General features: G+C 72.2%; 18 protein-coding genes, 1 pseudogene and 1 riboswitch. Of the genes and pseudogenes, 11 read left to right on the top strand and 8 right to left on the bottom strand.

The features are described 5' to 3' along the window. Positions 1-179: 179 nt before the first annotated feature. Both OG456_RS26665 and OG456_RS26660 read right to left on the bottom strand, forming a co-directional pair. Positions 180-950, bottom strand: coding sequence for a bifunctional 2-polyprenyl-6-hydroxyphenol methylase/3-demethylubiquinol 3-O-methyltransferase UbiG (locus tag OG456_RS26665; protein WP_266565199.1), 771 nt, complete (start codon positions 948-950; stop codon positions 180-182). A gap of 128 nt (positions 951-1,078) precedes the next feature. Next, a complete protein-coding gene (locus tag OG456_RS26660; protein WP_266565197.1) occupies positions 1,079-1,633 on the bottom strand; it encodes an SAV_6107 family HEPN domain-containing protein in 555 nt (184 codons plus the stop codon). A gap of 159 nt (positions 1,634-1,792) precedes the next feature. Between OG456_RS26660 and OG456_RS26655 the strand changes: the two genes are divergently transcribed. The 5 genes from OG456_RS26655 (at position 1,793) to OG456_RS26635 (ending at position 7,898) form a co-directional block, all read left to right on the top strand. Next, a complete protein-coding gene (locus OG456_RS26655) occupies positions 1,793-2,629 on the top strand; it encodes an ATP-binding cassette domain-containing protein (protein WP_266565195.1) in 837 nt (278 codons plus the stop codon). Next, a complete protein-coding gene (locus OG456_RS26650) occupies positions 2,601-4,685 on the top strand; it encodes a YhgE/Pip domain-containing protein (RefSeq protein ID WP_266565193.1) in 2,085 nt (694 codons plus the stop codon). Before OG456_RS26655 ends, OG456_RS26650 begins: the two co-directional genes overlap by 29 nt. A gap of 35 nt (positions 4,686-4,720) precedes the next feature. After that, positions 4,721-5,329 (top strand): TetR/AcrR family transcriptional regulator, encoded by a 609-nt coding sequence (locus OG456_RS26645; protein WP_266565191.1) that lies wholly within the window; start codon positions 4,721-4,723, stop codon positions 5,327-5,329. 394 nt (positions 5,330-5,723) lie between these two features. Beyond that, entirely contained in the window at positions 5,724-6,338 is a 615-nt protein-coding gene (locus OG456_RS26640) for a DUF4126 domain-containing protein (protein WP_266565189.1), read from the top strand. 60 nt (positions 6,339-6,398) lie between these two features. After that, positions 6,399-7,898 (top strand): NAD(P)/FAD-dependent oxidoreductase, encoded by a 1,500-nt coding sequence (locus OG456_RS26635; protein WP_266565187.1) that lies wholly within the window; start codon positions 6,399-6,401, stop codon positions 7,896-7,898. 19 nt (positions 7,899-7,917) lie between these two features. Here OG456_RS26635 and OG456_RS26630 read toward each other — a convergent pair whose 3' ends face one another. The 6 genes from OG456_RS26630 to OG456_RS26605 all read right to left on the bottom strand — a co-directional run bounded on the left by OG456_RS26630 (position 7,918) and on the right by OG456_RS26605 (position 12,677). After that, positions 7,918-8,763: a hypothetical protein gene (locus tag OG456_RS26630; RefSeq protein WP_266565185.1), complete on the bottom strand. Its 846-nt coding sequence runs from the start codon at positions 8,761-8,763 to the stop codon at positions 7,918-7,920. A gap of 47 nt (positions 8,764-8,810) precedes the next feature. Beyond that, positions 8,811-9,731, bottom strand: a complete 921-nt coding sequence (gene metF, locus OG456_RS26625; protein WP_266565183.1) for a methylenetetrahydrofolate reductase [NAD(P)H] — start codon at positions 9,729-9,731, stop codon at positions 8,811-8,813. A gap of 85 nt (positions 9,732-9,816) precedes the next feature. Continuing rightward, positions 9,817-10,464: a thiamine phosphate synthase gene (gene thiE / locus OG456_RS26620; protein WP_266569442.1), complete on the bottom strand. Its 648-nt coding sequence runs from the start codon at positions 10,462-10,464 to the stop codon at positions 9,817-9,819. A 78-nt stretch (positions 10,465-10,542) separates the two neighbouring features. After that, on the bottom strand, positions 10,543-10,908 hold the full coding sequence (locus OG456_RS26615) for an Rv2175c family DNA-binding protein (protein WP_266565181.1): 366 nt from the start codon (positions 10,906-10,908) through the stop codon (positions 10,543-10,545). A 72-nt stretch (positions 10,909-10,980) separates the two neighbouring features. Next, positions 10,981-12,144, bottom strand: a complete 1,164-nt coding sequence (locus OG456_RS26610) for an NAD(P)/FAD-dependent oxidoreductase (RefSeq protein ID WP_266569441.1) — start codon at positions 12,142-12,144, stop codon at positions 10,981-10,983. 188 nt (positions 12,145-12,332) lie between these two features. Next, positions 12,333-12,677, bottom strand: a complete 345-nt coding sequence (locus tag OG456_RS26605) for a hypothetical protein (RefSeq protein ID WP_266565179.1) — start codon at positions 12,675-12,677, stop codon at positions 12,333-12,335. Positions 12,678-12,728: 51 nt separating this feature from the next. Further along, a riboswitch (TPP riboswitch) is annotated at positions 12,729-12,842 on the top strand. Between OG456_RS26605 and thiO the strand changes: the two genes are divergently transcribed. The 6 genes and pseudogenes from thiO to OG456_RS26575 all read left to right on the top strand — a co-directional run bounded on the left by thiO (position 12,840) and on the right by OG456_RS26575 (position 18,641). Further along, on the top strand, positions 12,840-14,024 hold the full coding sequence (gene thiO, locus OG456_RS26600) for a glycine oxidase ThiO (RefSeq protein WP_266565177.1): 1,185 nt from the start codon (positions 12,840-12,842) through the stop codon (positions 14,022-14,024). Its footprint overlaps the riboswitch before it by 3 nt. After that, complete coding sequence (gene thiS / locus OG456_RS26595) at positions 14,021-14,236, top strand: sulfur carrier protein ThiS (protein ID WP_266565175.1); 216 nt, start codon at positions 14,021-14,023, stop codon at positions 14,234-14,236. The genes thiO and thiS overlap by 4 nt, the downstream gene beginning before the upstream one ends. 4 nt (positions 14,237-14,240) lie before the next feature. Beyond that, positions 14,241-15,035, top strand: a complete 795-nt coding sequence (locus tag OG456_RS26590; protein ID WP_116502554.1) for a thiazole synthase — start codon at positions 14,241-14,243, stop codon at positions 15,033-15,035. A 94-nt stretch (positions 15,036-15,129) separates the two neighbouring features. Then, positions 15,130-17,076, top strand: coding sequence for a Stk1 family PASTA domain-containing Ser/Thr kinase (pknB, locus tag OG456_RS26585; RefSeq protein WP_266565171.1), 1,947 nt, complete (start codon positions 15,130-15,132; stop codon positions 17,074-17,076). Positions 17,077-17,110: 34 nt separating this feature from the next. Beyond that, a pseudogene (locus OG456_RS26580) lies at positions 17,111-17,985 on the top strand (deoxyribonuclease IV). 98 nt (positions 17,986-18,083) lie between these two features. Beyond that, positions 18,084-18,641, top strand: coding sequence for a DUF4396 domain-containing protein (locus OG456_RS26575; RefSeq protein WP_266565169.1), 558 nt, complete (start codon positions 18,084-18,086; stop codon positions 18,639-18,641). Positions 18,642-18,667: the final 26 nt, after the last annotated feature.

The following is an 18,667-nucleotide window of genomic DNA, read 5'->3' as shown; positions in this document are numbered from 1 at the left end:
CTTCGCCAACCAGGACCACCACGCCGCTCCGGCTCGCTGAGGCGTTAATGCCCCGGCGGCCGTCCCGTCATGCCGGACCGTCTCCCTCGATCATACGGCGCCCGGCGCGGAAGCGGGGGGCCTGTGGCGTACTCCATCCGCCGCTGCGCCCCTGATCAGCGGCGCGTCACCGGGGGCACTCAGGCCTCCGGGGTTCCCTGCTTCTCGCCGAGGACGTGCAGCTGCGTGGCGACGGAGTGGAAGGCGGGCAGCTCGGCGGCCGTGGCCTCCAGCTTGAGGAGCTCCTGGAGGGCGCTCGGTTCGGTGTCCACGAGGACGCCCGGCACGAGGTCGGCGAAGATCCGTACGCCGTGCACCGCGCCGACCTCGACGCCCGCGGATCCGACGAGCCGGGTGAGCTGCTCGGCGCTGAAGCGGCGCGGCACTGGGTCGCCGTCGCCCCAGCGGCCCGCCGGGTCGCCGAGGGCCTGCCTGGCCTCCTTGAAGTGCCCGGCGAGCGCGCGTGCGAGCACGGCGCCGCCGAGGCCCGCGGCGAGCAGGCTGAGGACGCCGGAGGAGCGCAGGGCGCCCACCGCGTTGCGTACGCCCTCGGCGGGGTCGTCGACGTACTCCAGGACGCCGTGGCACAGGACCGCGTCGTATCCGTCGCGCTCGACCACGTCGAAGAGACCGGAGACGTCGCCCTGCACCCCGCGCACGCGGTCGGCCACGCCGGCCTCGGCCGCGCGGCGCTCGAGCGCGAAGAGCGCGTTCGGGCTGGGGTCGACGACGGTGACGCGGTGGCCGAGGCCTGCCACGGGCACCGCGAAGTTACCGCTGCCGCCTCCGGTGTCGAGCACGTCGAGCGACTCGCGCCCCGTGGCCTTGACGCGACGGTCGAGGGCGTCCTTGAGAACGTCCCAGACCACGGCGGTACGGAGAGAAGCGCGGGGGCGCATCGGGTCCGACACGACAGGTGACTCCTCGGCGCGGCTCCGGCTCATGGGCTGCGGAGCGATGGGGGTTCCTCCCCCACCGGCACGGCGATGGGTGGAGGGTTCGGGCGCCTCCACCCTATTGCCTCGTGAGAGCTGTCCGGTCACCCCACGTCGGGCACCTCCCGGCCTGCCGCCGGGGCCTCGTCCTGCGCCCTGGGCCGGGGCAGTGAGGGCTGGAGCAGCAGCATCCTCTCGACGAGGCGCAGGAACATCTCGACGTCGCGGAGCAGGTCGTCCGCGTCGCGGGTGCCGGCCGCCCCCTGGATGCCCGCTTCGGCGCGCGCCCTGCGGGTGGCGCCGGAGGCGAACAGGGCGCTCCACTCGGTCAGTTCGGGTGCGATCTCGGGGAGCACTTCCCAGGCGCTCCGTATCCGGGCACGGCGTCGTGGCGTGGGTTCGGGGCGGCCGCGGGCGGCGAGTACGGCGGCGGCGGTGCGCAGGGCGGCGAGGTGGGCCGTGGCGTACCGCTCGTTGGGCGTCTCGAGGAGGGCCGCCTCGTCGAGTCCCGTGCGCGCCTGGGCGAGCAGGTCGAGTGCGGCGGGAGGGGCTGTCGCCCGGCGGAGTACGGGGTGGACGTCGGCGGCGGGTCCGGTCAGCGAGGGTGCAGGGCCGGTGGCGCGGGGCCGGCGTGCGGCTGCTGCTGAATGTCCAGCCATGACGAACCTCCTGTCGTCTGTGTGACGGCTCAGTGGCCGTATGTGCCCATCGTGGAGTACGCCACTGACAATCGGCCCTGACCTGCGTCTTTGCTTCGAGCGACAGTTCGGGCTAACTTTTGCACTGACCAGTCAGTTCAAAAAATGGGGGGCCCGGCCATGGACGGTCCGAACGCGGTCGCCGTCAGCGCCGAGGGGTTCGGGCTCAAGGGCCCGCGCGGCTGGGCGTTCCGCGGTGTGGACATCGACGCGGAGCCCGGGGCGCTCGTCGCCGTCGAGGGGCCGTCCGGGTCGGGCCGCACCTGCCTGCTGCTCGCCCTCACCGGACGCATGCGGCCCACCGAGGGCACCGCGTCCGTCGGCCCCTTCCGGCTGCCCAAGCAGTTGTCCTCCGTCCGCCGTATCAGCGCTCTCGCCCATGTGCCCGGGGTCACCGACCTCGATCCCGCGCTGACGGTCGAGGAGCATCTGCGCGAACGGGCGCTGCTCCAGCGGCGGTTCGACGGTTCCCTGCGGGCCCTGCTGCGGCCCCGGGCCGAGCGGGCGGCCGCATCGCGGCTGCGGATCGACACCGCGCTGGCCGCCGCGGGCCTCGACCGGGAGTCCCTGCCGAAGGGCACTCGTACCGCCGTGCGCGACCTGGAGCGGATCGAGGCACTCCGGCTGTCCGTGGCCCTCGCACTGATCGGGCGGCCGCGGCTGCTCGGCGTCGACGACGCCGACCTGAAGCTCTCGGACGCCGAACGGGCGGAGGTCTGGGACCTGTTGAGGTCCGTCGCCGAGTCCGGCACGACGGTCGTGGCGGTGTGCAGCGAGGCGCCGACGGACGCGGTCGTCGTATCGACGGCCCCCGCCGAGAAGGCCGCGCACACCGAGAACGGCGAGAACGCCGCGAACGCCGAGCACACTGCGAAGGCCGGGAAGGCCGCGCAGGACGAGACCGACAAGAACAAGAAGGAGACGGCGGATGCGCTCGCCGAAGCTGGCCGCGCTTGAGCTCAGGCGCTTCGGCAGGGGGAAGCTGCCGCGCGCCGCGCTCGCCGCGCTCCTGTTGCTGCCCCTGCTGTACGGCGCCCTGTACCTGTGGTCGTTCTGGGACCCGTACGGGCGTCTCGACAAGATTCCCGTCGCGCTCGTCAACGACGACAAGGGCGCGCGGGCCGCGGGTCAGAAGATCGTGGCGGGCGACGACATCACCGAGGGGCTGCACGACAGCAAGACCTTCGAGTGGCACGAGGTGAGTGCGGCGCAGGCCCGCAAGGGCGTCGAGGACGGGACGTACTACCTGTCGCTGACGATGCCCGCCGACTTCAGCGAGCGCATCGCGTCCAGTTCCGGGGACACCCCGGAGACCGGCGCCCTTCAGGTGCGGACGAACGACGCCAACAACTACATCGTCGGGCAGATCTCGCGGACGGTGTTCTCCGAGGTGCGTTCGGCGGCGTCCACCAACGCGTCGCGCTCCTTCCTCGACCGGATCTTCATCTCCTTCTCCGACATCCACGACGCGACCAAGAAGGCCGCGAAGGGAGCAGACCGGCTCAAGGGCGGTATCGGCCAGGCGAAGAAGGGGTCCAAGGACCTGGCGGACGGCCTGAAGGACGCCAAGAAGGGCAGCGGTGACCTGGCCGGCGGGATCAAGAAGCTGAACAAGGGCGCGGGGGATCTGGAGTCCGGCTCGAAGCAGGTCTCCGACGGCACCCAGCTCCTCGCCGACAAGGTCAACGGCGTCGCCGGGCAGGTGCGGCCGTTCCTGAAGGACAACAAGAAGGCGATCGGCGACACCGCCCGGCTCGTCGCCGACTCCGCGAAGGGCATCCGGCACAACCTCGACGTCCTGGTGAAGACGGCGCCGACGGCCGCCAAGGGCGCGCACGCGGGAGCCGACGTCCTGGACGGGGTCTACAAGGCGCGCTGCGAGACGCTGCCGCTGCCCGACCCGGCCTGCCCCGATCTCAAGAAGGCCAAGGTGGCCGCGGCCGACGTGGCGAAGGTCGGCGACGACCTGAACGTCCTGATCGAGGACGACCACGGCGACCTGGACACCCTCGACCGCCATCTCGCCACGCTCCAGCGGCAGTCCGAGGCGCTGGCCGAGCACGCCCCGACGCTCGACCAGGACGTGGCCACCGCCGTCTCGAAGATCAACGCGCTCAACAAGGGAGCGGGGCAGGTCGCCGAGGGCGCCAAGCAGCTGCACACCGGGCTCGGCACAGCGAAGACGGGCTCGGCGGACCTCGACACGGGCGTCGGCAAGCTGAAGACGGGCGCGAGCGATCTCAACGGCGGCATGTTCAAGCTGGCCGACGGCTCCGGAGAGCTGGCCGGCGGGCTGCACGACGGGGTGAAGCAGATCCCCGACTACGACAAGAAGGGCCGCGACCGGCGCACCGGTGTCATGTCCGACCCGGTCCAGCTCGCCTCTCAGTCCCTGCACAAGGCGCCCAACTACGGCACCGGATTCGCCCCGTACTTCATCCCGCTGTCCCTGTGGGTCGGCGCGATGGTGGCCTACATGCTGATCCAGCCGCTCAACCGGCGCGCACTCGCCGCGGGCGCCTCCGCCTGGCGGATCGCGCTGGCGGGCTGGTTGCCCGTGGCCGTGCTCGGGGTGCTCCAGGTGGGCGCACTGATGTCCGTGCTGCACTGGGCGCTGGGGCTCCAGATGGTCAGGGCGGCCGGAACGGTCGGATTCCTGTTCCTCGTCACGGCGTGCTTCGCCGCGATCGTGCAGTGGCTGAACGCCCGCTTCGGAGCGGCGGGGCGGATCCTCGTACTCGCCTTCCTGATGCTCCAGTTGACGTCGGCGGGCGGCACGTATCCCGTGCAGACGAGCCCCGGCTTCTTCAACGCGATCCACCCCTTCCTGCCGATGACCTACGTCGTCGAGGCGCTGCGGAGACTGATCTCCGGCGGCGGCCTCGGACCCGTGTGGCAGGCGTGTGCCGTGCTCGCCGCGTTCACGGCCGGCGCGCTGGCCCTGACCGCGCTCAGCGCCCGCAGCAAGCAGGTGTGGACACTCGACCGGCTGCACCCCGAACTCAGCCTGTGAGCGCGCCCGCACCGTCGCCTGTGAGAATCAGGGGTATGGAAAGCAGCACACGGCGCCAGGCCACCCGGCAGAAGCTGTACGAGGCCGCGGTCACGCTCATCGCGGAGCAGGGGTTCTCGGCCACCACGGTCGACGAGATCGCCGAGCGCGCCGGGGTCGCGAAAGGCACGGTCTACTACAACTTCGCCAGCAAGTCGGTCCTCTTCGAGGAGTTGCTCCGGCACGGGGTCGGGCTTCTCACCGCCTCACTGCGGGAGGCGGTGGAGAAGACGGCCGCGAGCGGCGGCAGCAAGATCGACGCCCTCGACGCGATGATCCGGGCCGGCCTCGTGTTCATCGACCGCTATCCGGCCTTCACCCAGCTCTACGTGGCCGAGCTGTGGCGCACGAACCGCGCCTGGCAGTCCACGCTCGCGGTGGTCCGGCAGGAGGCCGTCGCCGTCGTGGAGGACGTGCTGCGGGACGCGGTCGAGGGCGGTGAGCTGAGCGAGGAGATCGACATCCCGCTGACGGCGGCCGCGCTGGTCGGCATGGTCCTCGTGGCCGCCCTGGACTGGCAGGCCTTCCAGCCGGAGCGCTCCCTGGACGACGTCCACGCGGCGCTGTCACGGCTGCTCCAGGGGCGCGTGACCGGCGGCCGCTGACCGCCCCGGGCGCAACGCCGGTGACCGCCCCCGGTCGCAAAGCGGAGACAACAGAGCGCCGGTCCGGCGTGGCCCGAACTCTCAGGCCTCACCGGACCGGCGCGTCCCCCGTGGTCCCCCGTGTCCCCGTGCTCCCCCGCGGGCCCGCCGGTCGTACGGGCCCCCGTACCTCGCCCCCGCCGTGGCGGGAGGAGAGGCCAAGGGGGCGAAGCGCTGTTCCGCCGCCCCGTGTCGGCGGTACCGGCGCCGCGCCCCCTTCCGTGTCTCCACTCTCCCGTCCGCGCAGGTCGGACCCCATCCGCGCAGCTACTCATCTCACGCACTAGGTACGGATACTCAGGCCTGGGCGCTCAGGCCCAGAAAGCGGACTTCGCGACTGGTTACGATCTCGTCCGTGTCCGTACTCCCCCTGGTCTTCACCAGCGGCTGGGCGAGCGGGATCAACGCGTACGCGGTGGTTCTCCTCCTCGGCGTCTTCGGCGCGACCGGGCTGAGCGACGAAGTCCCCGAGTCGCTCCAGCGCACCGACGTGCTCATCGCCGCCGGGGTGCTGTTCCTGTGCGAGGCCGTCGCCGACAAGATCCCTTACGTGGACTCGCTCTGGGACACCGCACACACGGTGATCCGACCGGTGTCGGGCGCCGTCGTCGGCGCTCTGCTCGCGGGCCAGAGCGGGTCACTGCCCGACCTGGCCGCGGGCGCGGTCGGCGGGTCGACGGCGCTGGCCAGCCACGCCGTGAAGGCCGGGACCCGGATGGCGATCAACACCTCGCCCGAGCCGTTCAGCAACATCGCGGTGAGCTCGGCCGAGGACCTCGGGGTCGCCGGAATCATCACGTTCGCCATGTTCCATCCCGAAGCGGCCGCGATCATCGCCGCCGTCCTGCTCTTCCTCGGGCTGCTCATGCTGTACTTCCTGATCTCGCGGATCCGGCGCTTCCTGCGGCGCCGGGCGCAGCGGCGCGAGGAGAGGCGCATCGCCCACCGGACCGGGGCGCCGCCGGGCTGATCCTGCCCCCCGGCCGGGCTGTCGACGGGGGTGTCGGCGGGGGCGGATAAAGTCGCCGTCATGGCACGGATTGCGGTGATCGGCGCCGGGATGGGCGCGATGGCGGCCGCTGCCCGGCTGGCCGTGGCAGGCCACCGGGTGGCGGTGTACGAGCGCGCGTCGACGTACGGCGGGGCGCTCGGCGGCTTCGCTCGGGACGGCTTCTCGTTCGACACGGGCCCGGGACTGCTCCAACTGCCCGCGGTCTACCGGGACTTGTTCATCAAGACGGGCAAGCAACCGCTGGAGGACGCGGTCGAGCTGACCCAGGTGGAGCCCGCCGTGCGGCATGTCTTCGCGGACGGCACGGCGGTGGACCTGCCGAACGCACGCCGCGCGGGCATCGCCGACGCCCTGGACGCGGCGCTCGGCGAGGGCTCGGGCGCACACTGGTCGGCGTTCATGAACCGGGCGCGCGAGGCCTGGGACCGCACCCGGCGCCCGCTCCTCGAAGAGCCCCTGTGGCCGAACTGGCGGATCCTCGCGGACCGCGAGCCGTACCCCGCGGTGGTCCGCCGCCGGATGCTGCGCAAGGACCTGTCGGCGACGACACTCCGCGGGGTCGCCGCCCTCGAGCTGGGCGGGGACCCGCGACTCGTCGCGCTCCTGGAGCAGTACGCGCTCGCGTCCGGCCTCGATCCGCGTACGGCCCCGGCGAGCGCGGCCGTGCTGCCGTACATGGAGCAGACCTTCGGCACCTGGGCGGTGCGCGGCGGGATGCGGGAGTTGGCCCGGGCCGTGTACGAGCGCTGTCTTCAGCGAAAGGTCGCGTTCGAGTTCGACGCGCAGGTGGCGCGGATCGTGGAGAAGGACGGCCGGGTGGCGGGCGTGGAACTGGCCGAAGGCCGGGTCGTGGAGGCCGACTTCGTGGTCGCCGGTGTGGCGCCCGGCGTCCTGGACGAGCTGCTGCCGGGGCGGGCGCTCAGGGCCGAGGACTCGGTGGCGCCGCAGTCGGCGCTGCCGAGCAGGCTGACGGTGTTCCTGGCACTGCGCGGCGCGCGTCCCGGCGACGCCCCGCACCGGACGGTCGTGCACGCCGCGGACCGGGAAGCCGAGCTGGCCTCACTCTTCGGCGAAGGCACGGCGGTGGCGGAGCGGCCCACGGTCACGGTGCTTCGTCCCGACGACGCCTCGGTGGTGCCGGACGCGGACCATGAGGCGGTGACCCTGGTGGTCACGGTGGCGCGCGGTGCGCGCGTGACGGACGCGGACATGGAGCGGGTCATGGGCGCGGCCGGGCAGGCGGTCCCAGGGCTGCGCGACCGTCTGCTGTGGCACGAGGTCCGTACCCCGTCGGATGTCGCCGACGCGACGGGCGCGGACGGCGGTTCGGTGCCCGCACCGGCCCTGGCCGCCGCCTCCGGCCGGCTCCTGCACCCGTCGAACAGCACCCTCGTTCCGGGCCTGTTCGCCGTCGGCGGCTGGTCGCACCCGGGCGGCGGGCTGCCGCACGCGGGGATGTCGGGCGCGCTGGCGGCCGGGCTGATCGTGGAGGGCCCGGACTTCCGGGGTTCGCAGTGACAGGCGGCGCCCGCCGGGTTCAGTAGCGGTACTGCTGCTGCTCGTTGTAGCCGGAGCCGCCGTCGTAACCGCCCTGGCCGTTCTGCTCGTACGGGTAGGGCTGCTCCGGGGGCAGTTCGCCGCCGTACTGCTGGTGCTGGTCGTCGCCGGTGCGCTGCTGGGGCACCCAGACCCCGCCGGGCGGCGTCTCCATGCCGTAGCCGCCCGCCGCGTACGGGTCGCCGTACTGCTGTCCCGTGCCGTACGCGTCGTCGTACTGGGGCTGCGCCGGGTAGGTCTGCGTCCCGATGTACGGGTCGGAGTAGGCGGCGTACTGCTGCTGGCCGTTGTCGTAGCCGTACTGCTGCTGGTCGTAACCCGCGTACGCGTCGTAGGCGTAGCCCTGCGCGGCGGAGTCCGTCTGTGCGGCTGCCGGGGTGTAGACGCCGTACTGGCCTGTGTCGTCGGGCATCGGCTGCGGCGCGTAGACCGACGTCACCTCGGCCGCGGACTCGGGTTCCTGGGCGCCGGGGGCGTCCGGGGCGGCGGACTCGTACTCGAGGTCGGAGACCTCGAGGGTCGGGTCCTGGTGGACGGGCTCCTTGATCTTGCGCCGCTTGCTCGCGCCGGGGTTCCCGCCGAGCGCCCAGCCCGTGGAGAATCCCCTGCGGAACGACAGCGTCACGTACGTCTGGCCGACGGCGAACGTGATGGCGCCGATCCCGATGACGATCACCGACGGGATCAGCACACCGAGGACGACGCCCACGAACCCGACGAAGGCGAGCAGCCGGTAGCGCAGCCGCGCCTTGTACTGGAGCAGCACCTCACCGAGCAGCCACAACGCGACGATTCCGAACGCGATGTAGAGGACCGTCCAGCCCATGTACGCCCCTCTCGTACGGCCGCCGCCCCTGGTGGAATACGGCCGGGTCAGGCCCGCTGGTCGTGCAGGCCCAGATTCTCGTAGATCTCCAGTGTCGCCGTGGAGTTGTTGAGCGTGATGAAGTGCAGACCCGGAACGCCCTCGTCCAGCAGCTTCGCGCAGAACTCCGTCGCGAACTCGATGCCAATGGAGCGTACAGCCGCCGGATCGTCTTTGGCTGTGAGGATGCGCTCTTTCAGGGCGGGCGGGAACGTGGCGTTGCTGAGCTGCGGCAGCCGCTCCAGCATGCGCACGCTCGTGACCGGCATGATCTCCGGGATGACGGGGGTGTCGCAACCCGCCGCCGCGACCCGGTCGCGCAGCCGCAGGTATTCCTCCGGGTAGAAGAACATCTGGGTGATCGCGTAGTCCGCGCCCGCCCGGCACTTGTCCACGAAGTGGCGCACGTCGGAGTCCCAGTCCTCGGAACGCGGGTGCATCGCAGGGAAGGCCGCGACGCCGACGCAGAAGTCGCCCGACTCCTTGATGAGCCGGACCAGTTCGGCGGCGTAGGTCAGACCCTCGGGGTGCGCGACCCAGTCGGCCATGGGGTCGCCGGGCGGGTCTCCGCGCACGGCGAGGATGTTCCTGATGCCGGCGTCCGCGTACTGGCCGATGATGTTGCGCAGCTCGGCCACGGAGTGGTCGACGGCCGTGAGGTGGGCGACCGGGGTCAGGGTCGTGTCGCCGACGATCTGCTCCGTCTCGCGGACCGTGCCGGCGCGGGTGGAACCGCCGGCCCCGTACGTCACGGAGACGAAGTCCGGCGCGACGGCCTCGACCCGGCGCAGCGCGTTCCAGAGGTTCCGCTCACCCTTCGGGGTCTTCGGCGCCGAGAACTCGAACGAGAAGGTCGTCTTGCCGGTCGCGAGCATGTCACGCACGGTGCGTGCGCGATCAGTCCTGGTGGAAGCGGTGCCAAGGGCCATATGGGCAGGTTAGCCACGGGAGCGCCCCGTCACTAATCCCCGTCCACCCTGCGGACACACGTCTTGGCGGAACGCGTCCGGGCGGTCAGGCCGTACGCAGCCGCTTCGCGAAGTCGGCCGCCGCCGCGCCCGGGTCGTCCGCCTCGGTGATGGCACGGACGACGACGACGCGCCGGGCGCCCGCTTCGAGCACCTCGTCCAGGTTTCCCGCGTCGATGCCGCCGATCGCGAACCAGGGGCGGTCCGTACCGAGCGAGGCCGTGTAACGCACCAGGTCGAGGCCGGGCGCGTACCGCCCGGGCTTGGTGGGGGTCGGCCAGCAGGGGCCGGTGCAGAAGTAGTCCACGCCGTCCTGGACGGCGGCCGCGGCGGCCTCCGTGTCGGCGTGCGTGGAACGGCCGATCAGGACGTCCCCGCCGAGGACGGCGCGGGCGGCCGCGACCGGCAGGTCGCCCTGGCCCAGGTGCAGGACGTCGGCGCCGGCGGCGTGGGCGACGTCCGCCCGGTCGTTGACCGCGAACAGCTTGCCGTGGCGGGCGGCGGCGTCGGCGAGGACGGCCAGGTGCTCCAGCTCCTCGCCCGCCTCCATGCCCTTGTCGCGCAGCTGCACGATGTCCACGCCGTTCGCCAGGACGGCGTCGAGGAACTCGGGGAGGTCGCCCTGGCGCTTGCGGGCGTCCGTGCACAGGTACAGGCGTGCGTCGGCGAGCTGGGCGCGCTGCGTGGCGGCCATGGCCATGGGTGAGTCCCCCCGTGGTCGGTGGCGTGCGGGCCGCGGTGGGCGCGGCCCGCACGCCGGACGGTTGTCAGGTCAGACGGCGAGCGCCTGGGCGCGGCGCTTCACCTCCGTGCCACGATTCTCGCTCAGCGCCTGCGCGGGCGTTCCCGGCAGGCTCGGGTCGGGAGTGAAGAGCCACTCCAGCATCTCTGCGTCGTTGTAGCCGTCGTCCCTGAGCAGGGTCAGGGTCCCGGTGAGGCCCTTGACGACCTTGTCGCCGTCGATGAAGGCTGCGGGCACGTGCAGCGCCCTGTTCTCACCGCGGCGTACGGCGATCACCTGGCCTTCCTTCACCAGCTGCCGCACACGCGTCACCTCCACGCCGAACTGCTCGGCGATGTCGGGGAGGGTGAGCCACTCGGGGACGAGAGCATCGATCTTTGCGTCAATCTCGGTCACAGGACAAGCGTGCCATCCCGGACTGACAGTGGGAAACGCGGCCGCGCAAAAGGGCCCCTCCGCACGGGGCGTTTACCCGACGGCGGCCTTCAGGGGACGGGTCGGGTCGCTGATGACCTGCGGGTCCAGCGGGACGCCCGACTCGATGAGCTTGCGCCCCTGTGCCAGGTCGCGCGGGCGGCCCACGGCGAGGACGCCGACGAGACGGCTCTCGCGCAGCCAGCACACGCTCCAGGACGCGCCCTGCGGGTCACCGCGCCACACGGTGGTGTCGGCGGCCGCGTGATGTCCGGCGTACTGCACGAAACGGCCGAACTGCTCCGACCAGAAGTACGGCACGGGGTCGTACGTCGCCGGGCTCTCGCCGATGATGTTGGCGGCGACCGTACGGGGGCCCTGGAGCGCGTTGTCCCAGTGGTGGACCATCAGGCGCTCGCCGTACCGGCCCGAAGGGAAGGACGAGCAGTCACCGACCGCGTACACATCGGGTTCGGAGGTGCGCAGGCGGTCGTCCGCCACGACCTCGCGGTGGGCGCCGAGCGTGATGCCGGAGCCGGTGAGCCAGCCGGTGGCGGGGCGGGCCCCGATGCCGACGACCACGGCTCCGGCGGGCACCCGGGTGCCGTCGTCGAGGAGGACGGCACCGGGTTCGACGTGCTCCACGCGCGCGTGGGTGCGCAGTTCTGCCCCGGCGTCCGCGTACCAGGCGGCCATGGGGGCGGCGACCTCCTCGGGCAGCGCCCCGGCGAGCGGTCGCTCGGCCGCCTCGACGACGGTGACCGCGCATCCGGCCTCGCGGGCCGCGGTGGCGAACTCGGCGCCGATCCAGCCCGCGCCGACGACGACGATGTCGCGCTGCGCGGCGAGGACGGGGCGCAGGCGTTCGGCGTCGTCGAGCGTGCGCAGCAGATGGACGCCGGGGATGTCCTCCGTGCCGGGCAGCCTGATGGGTTCGGCGCCGGTCGCGAGGACGAGGACGTCGTAGCGGGCGGGTCCGGTGGCGGTGTCGAGGGTGTGCTCGGCGGGGCGTACGCCGGTGACCTCGCGGCCCAGTTCGAGCGTGATGTCGAGTGCTTCGAAGTCGACGTCGAAGGCGGACCCCTCGGCCTTGCCGAGCAGGACGGCCTTGGACAGCGGGGGCCGGTCGTACGGCTGGTGGGGTTCCGCGCCGATCAGCGTGACGGCGCCGGTGAAGCCCTGTTCGCGCAGGGCCACGGCGGTCTGGACCCCCGCCATCCCGGCGCCGACGATGACGACGTGCCGCCCTGCCTGGGGCACCGGTGCCTGGTTCTGGGTCTGCTCGCTCACCGGATCACCATATGCACCTGACGTTCAGTCAGTCAGCGGGCCGCGTCACTCCGGTCCCGTGACGTCTTCCACACCGGCCGCCGGTTTGACCGCCGCGGCCGCCCGCGCCGGCTCCGTCAGGCGCCGGGGACCTCTTCGACGACGCTCGTCCCGCTGCCCGCCTGCGACTCCCACTCCCACGTCTCGTCCAGCCGCACCCGGCCGTCGGGAAGGTCCACGACGAGCGAGACACAGTGCCCGGAGGAGGTCGTCGCGTCCGTCTTCAGCTGTACGTACCTGAAGTCGATCCGGTCGCCCTCACGGGTGCCCACGAGGTGGCCGCGCACCACGTCCCCGCCCGCGTACTCGGCCCAGATCCGGCCGTCCTCCTCGTGGTAGGTGAACCGCGTCCGCGTACCCACCTGACCTGGAGCCTGGTCGGCGACCGGGGCGAGGACGAGTCCGTCGAGCGAGCGTGCCATGCGGGCGGGCTCCCTTACTGAGGGTCGCGGGGACGGTTTAGGGTGGCCACCGTAAAGCATCGCGGGAGCCCGGACGTACCGGGCTGAGAGGGAGGCTGGGACGGCCTCCGACCGTACGAACCTGATCCGGGTCATGCCGGCGAAGGGAGGGGCTGGACGCCCATGTCGCGTACTTCAGAAGGCTCCGACGTCCTGGTCGTGGGCGGCGGGATCATCGGTCTCGTCACCGCGTGGCGGGCCGCGCAGCGCGGGCTGCGCACCGCGGTCGTGGACCCCGAACCGGGCGGCGGGGCCGCTCAGGTGGCGGCCGGGATGCTCGCCGCCGTCACCGAACTGCACTACGGAGAGACCGAACAGACCCTCCTCGGCCTCAACGTGGAGTCCGCGCGCCGCTATCCGGCGTTCGCGGCCGAGCTCTCCGAGGCCACCGGGCTCGACCTCGGCTACCGCGCGTGCGGCACCCTCGCCGTCGCGCTCGACTCGGACGACCGCGCGCACCTTCGGGAACTGCACGCCCTCCAGCACAAGTCGGGCCTGGACTCGGAGTGGCTGTCGGGCCGTGAGTGCCGGCGCCTCGAACCGATGCTGGCCCCGTCCGTGCGGGGCGGCCTGCGCGTCGACGGTGACCATCAGATCGACCCACGACGCCTCGCGACGGCCCTTGTCGCGGCCTGCGAGCTGGCCGGGGTGCGGTTCCACCGGCAGTGGGCCGAGCGGCTGACAGTCGCCCGGGAGGGCGCGCGCGGCGTGGTCCTCGCGGACGGCACCGGGCTCGACGCGGACCAGGTCGTCCTCGCCGGCGGCAGCCTCAGCGGCAGGCTCGCCGGGGTCCCCGACGACGTGCTGCCGCCGGTGCGCCCGGTGAAGGGGCAGGTGCTGCGCCTGACCGTGCCGAAGGTGTACGCGCCGTTCCTGAGCCGCACCGTGCGCGCCGTCGTGCGCGGCGGCAACCTCTACCTGGTGCCCCGGGTCAACGGCGAGCTCGTCGTCGGGGCCACCAGCGAGGAGCTCGGCTGGGACACGACGGTCACCGCCGGCGGCGTCTACGAACTGCTGCGCGACGCCCACGAGCTGGTGCCCGGCATCACGGAGCTGCCGCTCACGGAGACCCGCGCGGGCCTGCGCCCCTGCTCCCCCGACAACGCCCCGATCCTCGGCCCGACCGCACTGCCGGGCCTGCTGCTCGCCACCGGCCACTACCGCAACGGCGTGCTGCTCACGCCGGTCACCGGCGACTCCATGGCCCACGTGCTCGCCACCGGCGCACTCCCCGAAGTGGCCCGCCCCTTCACCCCGCGGCGCTTCGACGCCGTCCCCGCACCCGTCTCTGTGGAGCAGTCCGTATGACCGTGTCCGTCACCCACGTATCCGTGAACGGCGAGGGCCGCCAGGTCGCCCCGGGCACCACGCTCGACGTCCTCGTCTCTGCACTGACCAGCGCGCCGTCCGGTGTCGCCGCCGCACTCAACGAAACCGTCGTCCCGCGCACCCAGTGGGCCGTCACCGCGCTCACGGACGGGGACCGCGTCGAGGTCCTCACCGCGGTCCAGGGAGGCTGAACCCATGGCTGACGACTCCTTGGTCATCGGCGGTACGTCCTTCTCGTCCCGGCTGATCATGGGCACGGGCGGGGCGCCCAGCCTCGACGTCCTGGAACGTTCCCTCGTCGCGTCCGGCACGGAGCTGACGACCGTCGCGATGCGGCGCGTGGACGCGAGCGTGCAGGGCTCCGTGCTCTCCGTCCTGGAGAAGCTGGGGATCCAGGTGCTGCCGAACACGGCGGGCTGTTTCACCGCCGGTGAGGCCGTCCTGACCGCCCGCCTCGCGCGCGAGGCGCTCGGCACGGATCTGGTCAAGCTGGAGGTCATCGCGGACGAGCGCACCCTGCTGCCCGACCCGATCGAGCTCCTGGACGCGGCGGAGATCCTCGTCGACGACGGCTTCACCGTGCTGCCGTACACGAACGACGACCCGGTGCTCGCGCGGAAGCTGGAGGACGTGGGCTGTGCCGCGGTCATGCCGCTCGGCTCCCCCATCGGCTCCGGGCTCGGCATCCGCAACCCGCACAACTTCCAGCTGATCACCGAGCACGCGCGCGTGCCGGTGATCCTGGACGCGGGCGCCGGGACGGCGTCCGACGCGGCGCTCGCGATGGAGCTGGGGTGCGCCGGTGTGATGCTCGCCTCAGCGGTCACCCGCGCGCAGGAGCCGACCCTGATGGCGGAGGGCATGCGGCACGCGGTCGAGGCGGGGCGGCTGGCGTTCCGGGCGGGCCGTATCCCCCGCAGGCACTTCGCCGAGGCCTCGTCGCCCGTGTCCGGGATGGCCAGGCTCGACCCGGAGCGGCCCGCGTTCTGAGGGCCGTACGGCACGGTCACAGCTCTGCTGCAGTACGGCCGCTCGCGGACGACTGCGGAGCCGGGTGTCGGCGGCGGCTCGTACACTCACCTGCGTGGACACGACCCTTCAGGACCCTCTCGTCGGGCAGGTGCTCGACGGCCGGTACCGCGTCGACGCACGCATCGCGGTCGGCGGGATGGCCACGGTCTACAGGGCCGTGGACACCCGCCTCGACCGGGTGCTCGCGCTCAAGGTGATGCACCCGGCCCTCGCCGCCGACGTCTCGTTCGTCGAGCGCTTCATCCGCGAGGCCAAGTCCGTCGCCCGGCTCTCCCACCCGAACGTGGTCGGGGTCTTCGACCAGGGCGCGGACGGCCAGTACGTCTATCTGGCGATGGAGTACGTCGCGGGCTGCACCCTGCGGGACGTCCTGAGGGACCGCGGGGCACTGCGGCCGCGCGCCGCGCTCGACATCCTGGAGCCGGTCCTCGCCGCGCTCGGCGCCGCGCACCGCGCGGGGTTCGTGCACCGCGACATGAAGCCGGAGAACGTCCTCATAGGGGACGACGGCCGCGTGAAGGTGGCGGACTTCGGCCTCGTACGGGCTGTGGACACCGTCACGAACACCACGGGCGCCGTCCTCGGAACCGTCTCCTACCTCGCCCCCGAGCAGATCGAGTCGGGCACCGCGGACCCCCGCGTCGACGTGTACGCGTGCGGGGTGGTGCTCTACGAGATGCTCACGGGCTCCAAGCCGCACTCGGGCGACTCCCCTGCCCAGGTCCTCTACCAGCACCTGAACGAGAACGTGCCGCCCCCCTCCGCGTCCGTTCCCGGCCTGCCCCCGGAGCTGGACGCGCTCGTCGCCTCGGCGACCGCGCGCACGCCCGACCTCAGGCCGTACGACGCGGTGGCGCTGCTCGCCCAGGCCAGGGCGGCCAGGGCCGCCCTCACGGACGCGCAGCTCGACACGGTGCCGCCGGCCGCACGCCCCGAGGACCTCGGGGACCGTGACATCTCCGACGACCGTACGAGCGTGATCCCGCGGGCGCTGCGGACCAGGGGCGTGCAGCTCCCGCTGCCCGCCGACGACCAGGACCCGCAGGCGGAGCTCAACCGCACGAGCCGCTTCGAGACGCCGCCCCCGCCGCCCGCCCCTTCCCGGAGGCGTCGTCCGCGGCGCGGTGTGCTCGCGGCCGTCGCGGCCGTGCTGCTCGCCCTCGGCCTCGGCGCGGGCGTCTGGTACATCAACTCGGGCCAGTTCACGAAGGTCCCGCCGCTGCTCGCCAAGACGCAGACACAGGCCAAGGAGCGTCTGGACCAGGCCGGTCTCGACCTCGGGCACGTCAAGCGCTCGTACAGCGACACCGTGAAGCGCGGCACCGTGATCGCCAGCGACCCCAAGGTGGGCGCCCGCATCCGGGACAACGGGGCGGTGGATCTGACGCTGTCCCTGGGCCCGGAGACCGTGAAGGTCCCCGACCTCCAGGGCACGCCCCTCGGCAAGGCCGAGCGCCGGCTGAAGGACGCGGGCCTGGAGGCCGGCATGGTCACCAAGGAGTTCGACGAGAACGTCCCCAAGGGGGCGGTGATCGCCACGGATCCGGAGTCCGGCACCACGCGCAAGACCGGCTCGGCCATCGCGCTCGTGGTCAGCAGGGGCGGTCCGGTGGACGTCCCGGACGTGACGGGCGAGTCCGAGGAGGACGCCATCGCTGATCTACAGGACGTGGGCCTGAAGGCCGAGATCGCCACGGAGCGCGCGTTCTCGGACGAGGACAAGGGCAGCGTCGCCCGGCAGTCCCCCGTGGAGGGCAAGCGGCTCGGCGAGGGGGACACGGTCACCCTGACGATCTCCAAGGGCCCGGTCATGGTCGAGGTCCCCGACGTCGTGGGCATGAGCGTCGACGACGCCCACCAGAAGCTCGAGGCCCGCGGCTTCGGTGTCGAGGACGACCGTGGTCTGCTCGGTATTTTCGGTGACACCGTGAAGAAGCAGTCCGTCGCGGGCGGTGACAAGGCCCCGAAGGGGTCGACGATCACCATCCAGATCCGCTGACGGAACGGCCACGCGCGCGTGCCACCCTTGACGGGTGAGCAGCACCGACACCGCATCCCGTAACCCGGTCGGCGGCCATGTCCCCGTCGCCGGCGGCCTGGCCTCCGTAGGGCTTTCGTACGCGCGCGAGCTCGGCGCCGAGACCGTCCAGGTCTTCGTCGCCAACCCGCGCGGCTGGGCGACGCCGCCCGGCAATCCGAAACAGGACGAGGCGTTCCGCGCGGCCTGCGCCGCCGAGGACATCCCGGCGTACGTCCACGCGCCCTACCTGATCAACTTCGGCTCGCACACCGAGGCGACCGTGGAGAAGTCCGTCGAGTCGCTGCGGCACTCGCTGCGCCGGGCCCGGGAGATAGGCGCGCTCGGCGTCGTCGTGCACACGGGTTCGGCGACCGGCGGCCGTGGGCGTGAGGTGGCGCTCGCGCAGGTGCGTGAGCGGATGCTGCCGCTCCTCGACGAGCTGACCCATGACGACGACCCGTACCTCCTCCTGGAGTCGACGGCGGGCCAGGGCTCTTCGCTGTGCTCGCGGACCTGGGACTTCGGGCCGTACTTCGACGCGCTGGACGCGCATCCGAAGCTGGGTGTCTGCCTGGACACGTGCCACATCTTCGCGGCGGGCCACGACCTGACGGGCCCCGCCGGCATGAACCAGACCCTGGACCTGCTGGTGGACACCGTGGGCGAGGGCCGCCTCAAGCTGATCCACGCCAACGACTCCAGGACGTCGCCGGGGCGCACAAGGACCGCCACGAGAACATCGGCGCCGGCCACATCGGCGCCGAGCCGTTCCGCGCGCTGATGGCCCACCCGGCGACCGAGAACGTGCCGCTGATCATCGAGACACCCGGCGGCAAGGTGGGCCACGCGACGGACGTGGCCCGTCTGAAGGAGCTGCGGAAGGGCTAGGAGGGCTGGGAGGGCTGGGAGATCACTTGAGGAATACCCCCAGGGGGTATACGGTTCTTGTCGGCGACAGGAACCGCTCTCTGACGTTGGGGGAACTCATGAAGCACGAGACGCACGCCGGACACGCGCACCACGACCAGCACGACCAACTCGACCAGCACACAGATCACGAGCAGCACGAGCACTCCGGCCACACTCACGCCGGGCACGGCCTCGGCGAGGTCAGCTGGTCCATGGCCGCGCAGGCGACCCTCCACTGCCTCACGGGATGCGCCATCGGCGAGGTCCTCGGCATGGTGGTCGGCACGGCGTTCGGCTGGGGCAACATGCCGACGATGATCCTGGCGATCGTGCTCGCGTTCTTCTTCGGCTACTCGCTCACGCTGCGCAGCGTCCTGAAGGCCGGCGTCGACTTCAGGACCGCGTTCCGGGTCGCGCTCGCCGCGGACACCCTGTCCATCGCCGTCATGGAGCTGATCGACAACGGCGTGATCGCGCTGTGGCCGAGCGCGATGGACGCCCACCTGTCGGACGGCCTGTTCTGGGGCGCGCTCGCGGCCTCACTGGCCATCGCCTTCGTGGTGACCACGCCGGTCAACAAGTGGATGATCGGCCGCGGCAAGGGCCACGCGGTGGTGCACCAGTACCACCACTGACGGCCGGAACTCGGCACAGGAGAGCC

The sequence above is a fragment of the Streptomyces sp. NBC_01446 genome, from assembly GCF_026340095.1.
Classification (GTDB): domain Bacteria; phylum Actinomycetota; class Actinomycetes; order Streptomycetales; family Streptomycetaceae; genus Streptomyces; species Streptomyces aureus.
This window is presented reverse-complemented; position numbering and strand designations above follow the sequence as displayed.